The sequence below is a fragment of the Propionigenium maris DSM 9537 genome (assembly GCF_027925155.1).
GTDB classification, from domain to species: domain Bacteria; phylum Fusobacteriota; class Fusobacteriia; order Fusobacteriales; family Fusobacteriaceae; genus Propionigenium; species Propionigenium maris.
Map to the genome: position 1 here is coordinate 95,072 of NZ_BSDY01000003.1, position 13,963 is coordinate 109,034.

Annotated in this window: 4 protein-coding genes; all 4 read left to right on the forward strand. The window is 38.6% G+C overall.

The window, feature by feature from the left end:
* The coding region (locus QMG11_RS03890; protein ID WP_281833597.1) for a CLIPPER-2 domain-containing protein at positions 1–3,739 on the forward strand (3,739 nt) is incomplete at its 5' end.
* Entirely contained in the window at positions 3,739–7,275 is a 3,537-nt protein-coding gene (locus QMG11_RS03895; protein WP_281833598.1) for a hypothetical protein, read from the forward strand. The genes QMG11_RS03890 and QMG11_RS03895, both read left to right, overlap by 1 nt.
* Positions 7,276–7,748: 473 nt before the next feature.
* The gene (locus QMG11_RS03900; RefSeq protein WP_281833599.1) at positions 7,749–11,711 is read left to right on the forward strand and encodes a tetratricopeptide repeat protein; all 3,963 of its coding nucleotides are present in this window, start codon (positions 7,749–7,751) and stop codon (positions 11,709–11,711) included.
* 516 nt (positions 11,712–12,227) lie between these two features.
* Positions 12,228–13,952, forward strand: coding sequence for an ATP-dependent DNA helicase (locus QMG11_RS03905; RefSeq protein WP_281833600.1), 1,725 nt, complete (start codon positions 12,228–12,230; stop codon positions 13,950–13,952).
* Positions 13,953–13,963: the final 11 nt, after the last annotated feature.

Sequence of the window (13,963 nt, forward strand, 5' to 3'; positions counted from 1 at the left end):
GATCACATATAGCTTTACCGTTAAAAACACTGGTAATACTACTCTTACTGCTGTCACTGTTACAGATCCTAAGATCTCAGCTCCTATTACCCTGGATAAGGCAACGCTACTTCCTGGGGATACTGCTACTGGAACTGGAGAGTATACTGTCACTCAGCAGGACGTAGATGCCGGTAAGGTTGACAATACCGCTACATTCACCGGTACCGATCCTAAGGGTGGTAAGGTCACTGAAAAAGATACTGTTTCCGCTAAGGGACAGGTTACTGCTGACTTTACCGTTACCAACACTCCTGTAATAAACGATAAGGATAGTAGTTTCGTGGTAAATAAATACACCAAGGTGGGGGATATCGTTACATATACCCTTACCCTTAAAAATACCGGTAACGCTACCCTTAAGGACATTGTCGTTACCGATACAAACAACACTACTGGAATCACAATGGATAAAGATACATTACTTCCTGGGGATACTGCCACTGGTACAGTAACGCATAAAGTTACACAGGCTGATATCGATGTCGGTACCATCGTTAATCCGGCGAACTTCACTGCTAAGGATTCCAAGGATGTTGCTCTTCCTACAAAGGAAGCTACGGCTACTGTTAATGGAAAAGCTATAGTAGACCTCTCCATAGAAAAAGCTGTAACCGATGAGAGTGGAGATGGAAAGGCTCAGGATAGGGAGATGCTGACATACACAATAATAGTAAAAAACAACTCAAACATTACAGTAACGAATTCTAAACTAACAGACACTCTGTCATCCAAGTTCTTCAATGGACAGACCCCTAAGAATCTGGAGGTAAAGGGAGCCTCCACTCAGGGAAGCTTAAAAAATGGTATTACTCTGGACAAGATAGCAGTAGGTCACTCTGTAAAAGTAACCTTCCAGATGAAAGCTGTCTATCCGGCCGGGACTATCTCTGGAGATAGGGTGGATAACATAGCTACTGTAATCTATGAGGGTAAGAATATAGATTCCAATAAGGTTAGCCTTCCAGTTGAAGAGCTCTCTCTTGTTGATCTGGACATTAAGCTAGATGTTAAAGACCTGGGAGGAAAGGGAACTACAAAGGGAGACGGAGTAGTTGAAGACGGAGAGTCTGCTGAATATACAATCTCTGTAACCAATAATAGTAGTGTAGATGCTGAGAATGTAAGAGTAATCGACCCTTATAAGGAACTCTTCCTCTACAAGGACAACTCATACAGCTATCTTTCTCTTGAGGACGGAATAACCTCTGCAAAGGATCTGGGAGAAGGAATAGTTATTCCAAGGGTAAAAGCCGGGGAAACTATTAAATTAAAGTTCCAGGTGGAGTTTGCCTATAAGGGAAGGGAGGTCTATGAGGGGGATACTATACCTAACCAGGCATATCTCTCCTTTGAACAAAATCAAGATCCTAGAAGGAGAAGCCTCTTCCAAATCAGCAGTTTAGCAGCTACAACGGATCAAAAGAAGGACTCTAATGTTGTAGTTCTTAATGTTGCAGAGCCAAGCTATACCCTTACAAAAACTATCAGAGGTAAGCAAACTACCTTCTACCCTGGAGACACAGTTGTCTATGATATTCAGCTGACAAACAACTCCACAGTTATAGGAAGAGATGTAAAAATACAGGACAGGGTCAGCCAGATCAAAGCCTTTGAGAGCTGGGATTGGAGAAGGGAAGAAGTCAAGGACTCTGAATCTCTTCTAAAAACAGAAATAAGAAGGGACCTTTTTGAAACAGGTCTTATTATTAATCCTGGAGAAACTAAGAATTATACCCTTGTAGGAAAGCTTAAGAGCGACCTCAAAAAGGGAGATGTTACAAATACAGCAGAGGCAGGAAAAAATCTGGAGATTAAAGCTGAAGCTACGCTAAAGGTAGAGGAAGCTGATATCAAGATAGAGAAGAGTGTCAAAAAAAGATGGGTTTCCATTGGTGACCTTGTGAGTTACAAGATCATTATTCAGAACCTTTCAGCCTCAGAAAGCAGCGTGTTGAGAGATGTAAGGATAGTGGATATCCTTCCTCCTGGGTTCAAGTATGCTGAAAATTCCGGAAAAATCGATGGTAAGAAGGTCCAGGTAGAGAATAAGGGACGTACTGTGTACTTTAAGGGACTTACCCTAACTGGAAAAAAAGAACTGGAGATAAACTATATCCTCCGTGTGGGAACCGGTGTAAAGCCTGGGACCTATGTTAATAAAGCCTGGACCGAGACTTCTGGTGATAGAAAGGCATCCAAGGTAGCTGAAGCTAAGGTAGAGGTAATAAACGATCCTCTATTCAACAGTACCGTTATAATCGGAAAGGTCTTCCATGACAGAGACGGAGACGGATGGCAGGATGATGCTACAGCGAAAAGGATTAAGGTTAAAACCCTTACAAATCAGGCTAACTACTCAGGTGGCTTTATGGAAAAGGATGGAGAAAGATGGAGTATCTCACAAGATGATAATGAGATCATCCTTGGAGACCTTAACGGAAAGATTTCAGAAGATTCAACTGCAAATACCATAATGTTAAAAAGGGGGATCATTAACCCTAAAATTCCTGGAGATATTGTAGTTTCTACTAAGAAAGGAACTACTATAACCTTAAAGGGAAGTGGTGAAGTTATTAAATCCTATAAAGGTAGCGTTAAAAAGGGACTCTCTGGAGAAGAGATAGCTGTCAGCAGAAAGATAGTTAAAAACCCTAGCTACAGAGAGGGCTTTAAAGATGTTAAAGGTAGGAGGAGAGTGGTTTTAAACAATATATTCGCTCCTGTATACTTTGACTCTGCATACGCCCTTATCAAGGAAAATGAAAGTGAAAAGTTAAAAAAATATATTGAAAATTTACAGCATAAGAAGAACCTCAAAATAATACTTACAGGGTACACTGATTCTCAGCATCTTACAAAGAGAGCTAAGAAAAGATACAGGAATAACCTCTATCTTTCCTTGGCCAGAGCAGAGGTCCTCAAAGAATACCTTGCAGCTAAGCTGGATATTACAGAGGATATGTTTGTTGTAGAGGGGAGAGGAAGTGAAAATCCTGTGGCCAGCAACTGGACTAGTTCCGGAAGGGAACTTAACAGAAGAACTGAGATATCTATTGAATACGATGAAGAAATCACCGAGAAGAAGCTCTATAAGATAGACAATAGCAGCTACTTTGAAGTCATTGAAATTAGAAATGAAGGGGTAAAAGAAGAGGGAATCCCGGGAGTAAGACTGGCAACTGTAGAGGGGCTTGTTATGGAAACCGATAGATTCGGGAGATTCCACGTAGATGGAGTTGACGATATTCCTGACAGGGGTAAAAACTATATCATAAAGGTTGATAAAGCTACCCTTCCTCCAGACACTCTGTTCACCACAGAAAATCCAAGGGTAAAAACTCTTTCCAAGGTTATGGAGAAGTTTAACTTCGGAGTTAAGATGCCTGAAATGAAAAAGATCAACAAGGAAAAGATAGTTGAAATAAGAGTGGGAAGTGTCTTCTTTAAGACCAATAAATGGGAGATTAAGGAGGATCAGATTGAAAGTTTAAACAATATTGCTGATCTCCTAAAAAAGCACAACGGAGGTACAATAATCGTTGAAGGAAATGCAGACAGCAGAGCTTCCAATGAATATAACAGAGTCCTGGCACTAAAAAGAGCTAAGACAGTAGAGGAGGAGCTGACAAAGCTCCTTGGAGAGAAGGAAGTTTCAAAGATAACAATTATATCTCAGCTTCCAGGAGGTGAGATGTAATGAGAGAAAGAACCTATTTTAAACACTTTTTCATACTCTTTTTAATGGTTAACCTGGTAGCACTATCTTCAGAGGAGGTCATCTTTAACCAGGGTGACCCCTCTCAAGAGGTTGGAGAAAAAGAACTCCCTTACAGCATAAGGGTAGTTACCAATGGGGAGGAAAAACCCATATCTGCAAATGACACTACCGAAGGTATGAATAGCAACAGAAGAAGCGATGTTATATATAAAAGTAGGATACAGCTGGAAAATAATGAGGGGGCTATATGGTCTGTTATAGATCCCATAGAGGTCTCTCCTAAACTTGATATCACTTCTGAAAGGGGAGAAGTTGTCCCTGAACAGGAGACATGGTTTAAGATCTACAGCAACTATGGGGAGTTTATTAAGAGGTGGGAGATTACCATTTATGAAGACAGGGAGGAGAATATCCTTGCTACCCTTAAGGGGAATAGCATAGATTTCTCAAAGGAGATACCATGGATTCCCTCAAGGGATATCTATGGCAGAGAGGAGATTTTCTATAAGTTAAAGGTCTGGGACACCGAAGGAAACTTTGATGAAACAAAGTTGAAACCTCTTAAGGTAGTCACAAGGGAAAGATGGGAGAAGAATAGTGCTGCTGAAAAAAGAGGAGAAAGAGCTCTGAGCGGTGGGGAGGCCTTTGGAGGTAGTTCCCTTTCTATCCAAAATATACCTATAGACGCCTCAAGAGTCAGGGTTTACGGGCATGGTTTCCCAGATAAAACAAAGATCTTAATGGGAGATAGAGAGATTCCAATAGATTCCCAGGGGAAATTTGCACTGGAGGAACACTTCTCCCCCGGTCCTCACATCCTGGATCTTAAGATTGTCAAGGATGGGGAGGTATTTAGCTACCCACTGGAAATTACAGTACCAGACAGATACAACTTTATTGTGGGAATTGCCGACATAAAGGGAGGTAAGAACAAGGTTTCCGGAAGTGATGAGATTATCTCTAAAGATTACCATTACGATGGTTCCTCCTATACAGATGGCCGTGTAGCCTTCTACTCGAAAAACAAATATAAGAAGTATCTTCTGACTGCTCAGATGGATACCCACGAGGAGGAGTTAAAAAATATCTTTAACAACATGGACGAAAGAGAGAACACAAGTGTTTTCAGGGACATGGAAAGAGATATGTACTACACAACCTATGGAGATGAATCCACTACCTATAGTGATGTTAATACTCAGGGAAAGTTCTACCTGAAGCTTTCATGGGATAAAAATAACCTCCTATGGGGAAACTATAATACAGGATTTACAGGAACTGAGTTTGCCAACTATAACCGTAGCCTATACGGGGCAAAGGTAGACTTAAGAAGCAGAAAAACAACACTATTTGGAGAGGACCGTGAGCAGTTAAAGGTATTTCTCTCTCAGCCGGGAACGGTATTTGCCCACGATTCATTCTTAGGTACAGGGGGAAGCCTCTACTACCTGAAGCATACTGATATGGTTACCGGAAGTGAAAAGATATGGGTAGAGGTCAAGGACAAGAGTACAGGCCTTGTTACTGACAATATCTATCTTACCGGCGGTGAGGATTATGAGATCGACTACTTCCAGGGAAGGGTTATCCTCTCAAGACCCCTTCTCCAGATACTTCAGGATACAGATGATACCTCAGTGATAAAGAACGGTGCATTAGACGGCAAGGAAACATATCTGAGGGTTGATTATGAATACTATCCTGTAGGAATTGAAGATGACGACCTTTCAGGAGGTATCAGAGGGGGAAAATGGCTTACAGAAGGAATCTATACAGGGGGTACATATGTAGAGGGGAATGATAACGACCTGGACTATACCCTTAAGGGAGCTGATGTTGTTCTCAGAAAAAGTAAGGATACCTTCTTAAGAGCTGAAATTGCAGAGAGCCAGGGAAGAGAAGGGGGCAGTAAGTTCTACTCCGATGATGGTGGTATCTCCTTTAAAGAGGTAGGAAGCAGGGAAGAGGAACAGGATGGAAGAGCCTACTCCCTAAAGGGTAGAGCCAGACTTTCAGACCTTGACACTAACCTGAGCCACAATACTATAACTGAAGGTTGGTATCGTAAAAAGGAAAGAGGATTTTCCATCTCAAGTCTTGAAGATAACAGAGAGGAAACTAACTACGGAGTCAAAACTACCTATAAATACTCTAAAAAACTCAAGTTAAACTTCTACTACGACCGTGCTGAGAGCAGGGATGATGAGAAGGAACTACAGGAGGAGGTAGGGGCAAAGCTTCATTACAGGTTTGAAAAACTCCTTCTTAGTACTGAGCTGAAGGGAAGCAAGGAGGAGGATTCAGAGAATAAGGGAGAAGGGGTTCTCAGCGGAATCAGAGGAGAATACTTCTTTACTCCTTCCACCTCTGTCTATTCAGCCCTCCAGGGAACTCTTTATAAGAAAGAGGAATATGAAGCAAATGACATGGTAACCCTGGGTGGAAAGAGCAAGCTGGGAGATAAGCTTGGATTAAACCTGGAGTCCAGTTGGGGATCAAGGGGAGATTCGGTTTTAGGTGGCCTCGACTATGCCTTAGGAGAGAACCATGATGTCTATGTTAACTATCTCCTTTCTGAGGACAGCAGCGAGAGAAATAAAACCCTGACCTTTGGTCAGAAAGCTAAATTAAATAAAAGGTACAGTATCTACCAGGAAAATCAATTTGTTCAGGGAGACACCAATGGAAACGGCCTTATCCAGTCCTATGGGCTTGATTTTGACGCTACTGAAAAGTTAAGAACCGGTATCTCTTATCAGCAGGGAGACCTGGATAAGGATGACGACAAGATAAAAAGAAGAAGTGTAAGCCTCTACTCGTCCTACGACGCCAGAAAGGTCTTCCTCAGAAATAAGATCGAGTATCGTAGGGACAAGGGAAGCAGTGAAAAGAAGCATCAATGGCTCACTGCCAACCGTATCAAATATGTCCTTGATAACGAGTGGACCTTTAAGGGAAAGGGAAACCTATCCTACACTAAGGATGAAAAGGATCACAAGGAAGACGCTAAGTTTGTAGAGCTAAGTCTGGGGTTTGCCTACAGGCCTATATGGAACGACAGACTTAATATCCTCAGTAAGTACACCTATCTATACGACCTTCCAAGCGAGGGGCAGGATGACAGCGGCACAGATGAGAAAGCTCACATCTTTGCCATAGAGGAACTATATGATATAGATGCCCGTTGGACCATTGGAAGTAAGGTAGCTCTTAAAAAGTCTATGCTTAGAGAGGGAAGGGATGAAGGTGAATGGTTTAGCAACACCACTGAGCTATACGCTGTTAAAGCCCTCTACCACCTTATTCAAAACTGGGATATAATGGGAGAATATCACTGGCTTATCTCAAGGGATGCTGAAGATATGTCCCAGGGATATCTCGCTTCAGTGCAGTATCATGTAAATACAAATATGAAGGTGGGAGTAGGATATAACTTTACCTCCTTTGACGACGATCTGACTCATGATGATTACGATGCTGAAGGATGGTTTATAAACCTGATCGGAAAGCTATAGTTCCTAAGAAGTACAAATCTTATTTTTAAATCCATAAAAAAGGTTAGAGTATTGACTCTAACCTTTTTTATGGCTGGTTTATTAATTTGAAACTATTATTTTTTAAAAAATTTATAAATCTTCCTCAAATTACCAATAAAGTACAAAAGATTACATTTTTAAAATTCACTCCTCTATATTCCTGTTTTTACAGGTATTAAAATATTCAAGTTCAAGGTAAAGGGTTCAACAACTATATATTAAGTGTTATCTTCCAGACTTTATTACAGAAGTCTATAAAAAACAAAATAAATAACTTTTGTACATTTTTATAAAAAGTCATTAAAAAGTATGACATTTAGTCAAAAAAAGGAGGAGTTGTTTGAATAAATTGTATATTTGTTTGATGGGTTGCTTCTGTTTATAGATTTTTTGCCGGTGAAGGTGTTGTTCATGATGATGACGAAATAAAATTATGTATTGAGGTGAAGACTATGAAAAACTTTATTATGTTAGGGGAGTCTAAGGATAAATTTGAAGAACATATGAGGGAGACAATAAAGGAATCCATAGAGGAAGTTAAAAAATATATGGAGGAAAATACAGATAAAAAAGTGGAAAAAATAAAAAAGGAATTGGAAAACCTGCTTTATTTGAATAATATAAACGTCAAGATAATAGATATAGGGATAGTCAAATTGCCCAAGGAAAGGGTCAGGCTGTTTGAAGAGTTGATTTCAGAGATAGAACAAAAAGATGAACTATCTCATGAAGATAAGAAAATTTTAAAATCTAAAATTTATATTAATATGGGTAGTTCTCACAGGGATTTAAGAAAATATAAGAAAGCTGTTGAGACATACAAAAAATCTATCGATATATCACCCTATAATGATATAGCTTATATTGAATTAGGGGCTGCATATGGTAATCTAAATAAATACCATGAGGCTATTGAGGCGTATAAGGAAGCTATTAAAATAAACCCTGACAATGATGAGGTATATATCAATTTAGGAGCTGCATACTATAACCTGAATAGATATAATGAGGCTATAGGGGTATATGAAAAAGTTATCCAAAAAACTTCCGACAACCATGAGGTATATGTTCATTTGGGTTCTGCCTACGACAGTTTAAATAAATATCAGGAAGCTGTGAAAGCATATAGGGAAGCTATCAAAATAAATCCCAATAATGATGAGGTATATATCAATTTAGGGGCTGCATATCATAACTTAAATAGATATGATAAAGCTATTGAGGTGTATAGGGAAGCTGTTAAGATAAATCCCAATAATGACAGAGGATACATTAATTTGGGATTTGCTTATGTTAATTCAAATAAGTTTAAAGAGGCTGTGGAAGCTTGTAAAAATGCCATTGAAATAGACCCTCATAATGATGGGGTCTATGCTCACCTGGGTTATGCTTACTATAATTTAAATAAATATGAGGAAGCTATTGAAGCATGTAAAGGTGCTATTGAGGTAAACCCATCAAATGACGGTGCCTATGCAAGTTTAGGGTATATCTATAACAGTTTAGACAGACATGAAGAAGCGTTGGAAGCATGTAATAATGCCATTGAACTAAATCCAGATAATGATATGGCCTATGCAGGTTTAGGGTATGTCCATGGGAGATTAAATAGATATGAGGAGGCCATTGAGGCATCTAATAATGCCATTAAATTAAACCCATCAAATGACAACGCCTATGCCAACTTAGGTTATGCCTATGGCAGATTAAATAAATATGACGAAGCCATTGAGGCGTGTAATAATGCCATTAAATTAAATCCATCAAATGCCGTTGCACATGCTAACTTAGGTTATGCCTATAGTAGGTTAAGTAGATATGAGGAGGCCATTGAGGCATATGGAGAAGCTATTAAACTTAACCCAGATAATGGTGAGGTATATGTAAGTTTGGGATACATCTACAGGAATTTGAACAGATATGAGAAAGCTATTGAAGCGTATAATAAAACTATTGAAATAGATACAGCCAACGATATAACCTATGCTAACTTAGGATATGTGTATAGTAAGCTGAATAGATATGAGGAAGCTATTGAAGCGTGTGAAAGATCTATTGAACTAAATCCCAACAATGATATGGACTATGCTAACTTGGGGTATATCTATGGTAGGTTAAATAGATATGAGGAGGCTATTGAGGCATGTGAAAGATCTATTGAACTGAATCCAGATAATGATGCGGCCTATGCTAACTTAGGTTATGCCCATGGTAGGTTAAATAACTATGAAGAGGCCATTGGGGCATGTAATAATGCTGTCAAATTAAATCCGGATAACGACCTAGCATACGCTAGCTTAGGGTATATCTACGGAAAATTAGATAAATATGATGAAACCATCAAAGCATGTAATGATGCCATTAGATTAAATCCATCTAACGCTACTGCATATGCTGATCTAGGAAACGCCTATGACAAGCTAGAAAGATATGAGGAAGCTGTAGTTGCTTATAAGGAAGCTGTTAAAATAAACCCTCATAGTAATGTTTATTCTAGTCTGGGAAGGGCTTGTGACAAACTAGAAAGATATGAGGAAACTGTGGAGGCGTATGAAGAAGCTGTTAAACTTAACCCTGATAGCGATGTTTATGCCGACCTGGGAAGGGCTTGTGACAAGCTAGAAAGATATGAGGAAACTGTGGAAGCATATAAGGAAGCTATAAAAATAAATCCTGATAGCAATGTTTATGTCGACCTAGGAAGGGCTTGTGACAAGCTAGAAAGATATGAAGAGGCTGTGGAAGCATATAGGGAGGCTATTAAATTAGATCCTGACAATGATAATATATATGCTGATCTAGGAAGGGCTTATGGATATTTAAATAGATATGAGGAAGCCATCAAAGCTTGTGAAGAGGCAATTAAACTAAATCAGGATAATGATGCAGCCTATGCAAGTTTAGGATATATTTATAGTAAATTAAATGAGTATGATAAAGCTACCGAGGCTTGCGAAAGATCTATAGAATTAAACCCAGACAATGATATGGCCTATGCAGATTTAGGATATATCTATGGGAAGTTCAATAAATTTAATGACGCCATAGAGGCATGTAAAAAATCTATAGAATTAAACCCAGATAACAATATGGCATACAGTAACTTAGAGGCTGTTTATGACAGTTTGAAGAAATACCAGGAAGCTATTGTATCATTTAAAAAACCCCATAAAGAATCCGGCAAAGCAAGCAAAAAGTCTGCTGAAGTAGATTCCGCCAATAATTCTCAAAGTACTAATTTAGAAGTGGTACCAGCCTCTTCAGATAAAGTTAGAGAATCCATGGAATCAGAAGAGGTGCCTGAAAGAATAAAAACAGATAGTGACTCCACAGACCATCGACTTTTCTCTGAAAGGGTAGAGGAAGACGAGGATGAGGTTCTTATTAGGTCATATAAAAAAGCTGTGGAAGCAAATCCTGAAGATCATTTGGCATATATTGATCTGGGGGTTACTTACTTTGAAATGGGCAGGCATGAGGAAGCTATTGAGTGTTATAGAAGATCCATTAAGCTCCATCCAGGTGCAGATTCCATCTTAAATCTTAAGGAAGCTCTAATAATTACAAATAAACTTCAAGAGTCCCTGGAGGTAACTTTAGAAAATTCTTTAAGCAGAAGGGAGGAAGATAAATTTATATTTATGATGCTGGAGTACATTTCAAAAAAAGTATTGGATATGGATACATCTAAGGAGCTGGATGAGATAAATAGTTTAATATCAAAAAGAAAAAAACATATAAGGTGGCATTCTGAAGATATTGAAGAGTGGATTTCAAAGTTACCAGCAGAAGAAAAAAGAGTAGAAATTTTAAATTTGATAGAGGTATCAAAGGGGCTTAATTTAGAATTTTTATCGGACAGCTTAAAGGATTTTGAAGAAATAAAAACAGAGGATGACCTTACAGATCATAATCCTTCTTCTGCGAGTACAGAGCAATATGAGGAAAATGCCCTTATTAAATCATACAAAAAAGCTGTTGAAATAAATCCTGAAAACCATTTGGCGCATATTGATCTAGGGTTTGCTTACTTTGAGGTAGGCAGGTATGAGGACGCAATCCAGTGTTATAAAAAATCAATTGAGCTTCATCCAGATATAGATTCCATCTTAAATCTTAAAGAAATTCTAATAATTACAAATAGATTTAAAGAGTCTTTGGAAGTGACCTTAGAAAATACTTTAAGCAGAAGAGAGGAAGATAAGTTTATATTTACAATGCTGGAGTATATTGCAAAGGAAGTACTGAATATGAATACATCTAAGGAGCTAAATGAGATAAATGATTTGATATTAAAAAGAAAAAAACACATAAGGTGGCATTCTGAAGATATTGAGGAATGGGCTCTTAGTCTGCCATCGGAGGAGAAGAGAAGAGGAATTCTAGGTATGATTGAAAAATCTAAAGGCAAGTAATTGAAAAAAGAGGAGGTATAAATTTTTTACTAAAGTTAATTTTTTTAACAGAGTTAACCGAAAGATAATATATCAGGTATCTAAAATTATATAAAAAGGAGCGTGCCCCTCCACCCTTTCTAACCTCATATAACTGTTTTTTATCAAGGTCAATAACTTATAATTCTATACTTTTCTTAATAATAAAAAAGGCTGGAGGCACCCCTCCAGCCTTTTAAACTTTTATTCCCTTTTATTATCACTTAGAGAATTTTTTTACACTTAAATAAGTCTATACCCTTATTTATTTGGACTCGTTACCTCCTACCTCTAGTGCCCCTCAGTCTATTTTTCTTATTATACCGTCTTTTTTCAAAGTTCTTTAAGCTGCATCTTCAAGAGATATCTTTTTATGGCATGATTTAATAAAAAGAAGCTAAACGCTCTCCCCTCTCTAACCTCATGTAATGGTTTTTTATAAGGGAATTAATTGGTATAATAGAGGAATAAAAGAAGCAATAGGGACAGGTGCATAAGATGATCGGTAGATATTATGAAATTGGCGGAGAACTAAATAATGAATATGGGATAAGCTATAAACCAAGAAAACAGCAGATAAAGATGGCCAGAGAGATATTCGATACCCTTAAATCCAGTGAAAACCTTGTGGTAGAGGCGGGAACAGGAGTCGGAAAATCCTTAGGATATCTCATCCCCCTGGCCTTCCAGCTAAAAAGAAGCAAAAAAAAGATAAGAGGATTAGTCAGTGTAGGGACTAAAAACCTCCAAAGCCAGTTATGGAATGACAGACATATAATAGAAAAGATGTTTGAATTAGAGATAGCTATGATAAAGGGGAGAACTTCCTATCCCTGCTTGGAAAAATTAGATAAAAACGGATATGAAATCAGGGAATGCGTAAATGATAACTTAGAATTAGTAGCTCCCTATGTAAGCAGTGAATTTTTTACAGAAAGCGAATTATGCAAGGGGAGGTCTTGCACCTTCTATGATGAGTGTATCCCCAGGAGGAAGAGGCTAGAGGCTCTTGATGCAGATATAATAATAGCTAATAATACCCTCACAGTATTAAATATAGAGCTTGATGGGATAATTATGGGAGAGTTTGAATACGCAGTCTTTGATGAGGCTCATGAGTTATCAGATGATGTAAGAAGGACACTCTCCTCTCAGGTAACCCCGAGAGGGATGAAGCAGACAGCAGATGAAGGAAACATAACAGAGGAGAAGCTTCGGATGTCTATAAATAAGTTCAAGGAAGTATTGGAGGAAGTATCCAAGGATATAGAGGAGGATATGGAGTTAACTGAGGAGATAGCAGAAAAATTTGGCTACATCAAGACCGTTCCTGTGTTAAAAGCTGATGAAAAGATAGAAAAGGCCTGTAAATCCCTGAATAAGCAAATAGAGAGCTATAATAAGGCAATAGAGGGAGCTAAAAAGGGAGGCAGTATTAAGGAATACTACTCCTTCAGTAAAACCTCTCTAAATATAAAGCAGATAGATGTGGCCAAATTTTTCATGAAGCTGGATAGCGCCTTCAAGAGTATAATCTTCACTTCTGCTACTATCTTTGAGGGAAAGGAAGACCTTAAGTACTTTAGAAACTTCATCGGAAAGGGATTTCCTATACACAGAACCTTAGATGTGGGGACTGTATTTGACTTTAACAGACAGATGAAGCTCTGGTGCTCTCAGGATTATGATAAGAACGCTGTGGACTATCCAGATAAGGTAACTAAAGTCATAAAGAGGCTGGATTCTAAAAGAAAGACTGGGGAGGGGATAGTAGTACTATTTACCTCTGTTAAAATTATGAATAGCGTCGCTGAGCAGCTAACAGAATACAGAGTCCACAGGCAGCATAAGAAAAATCCCAACTTCAAGGAGGACTTCTTAAAGGATAGAGAGGGCATCCTCCTTGGAGTAAAGAGCTGCTGGACAGGAATGGATATTAAGGGGGACAAGTTAAAGTATCTGGTGATAGCAGGTCTCCCCTTTGATGCACTAACCTGGGAGAATACAAAGGTAGAGGAGTATCTAAAGAATATAGGGAAAAACCCGTTTATGGATTACTCTGTACCCAAGATGATAAATACTTTAAGGCAGGGAATAGGAAGACTCATAAGGACTGTAGATGACTCAGGATCGGTATTTTTGCTGGATAACAAGCTTCTCTCTGGAAAGATGTACACAAAGACTATCTTTCAGTCTCTGCCCACAAGAATTAAGGAGTTTTAATTAAGAAAGTG

Bases quoted from the DNA above. Each gene is read 5' to 3' on its own strand.
- QMG11_RS03900 (WP_281833599.1), top strand. From the start codon at position 7,749: ATGAAAAACTTTATTATGTTAGGGGAGTCTAAGGATAAATTTGAAGAA.
- QMG11_RS03895 (WP_281833598.1), top strand. From the start codon at position 3,739: ATGAGAGAAAGAACCTATTTTAAACACTTTTTCATACTCTTTTTAATG.
- QMG11_RS03905 (WP_281833600.1), top strand. From the start codon at position 12,228: ATGATCGGTAGATATTATGAAATTGGCGGAGAACTAAATAATGAATAT.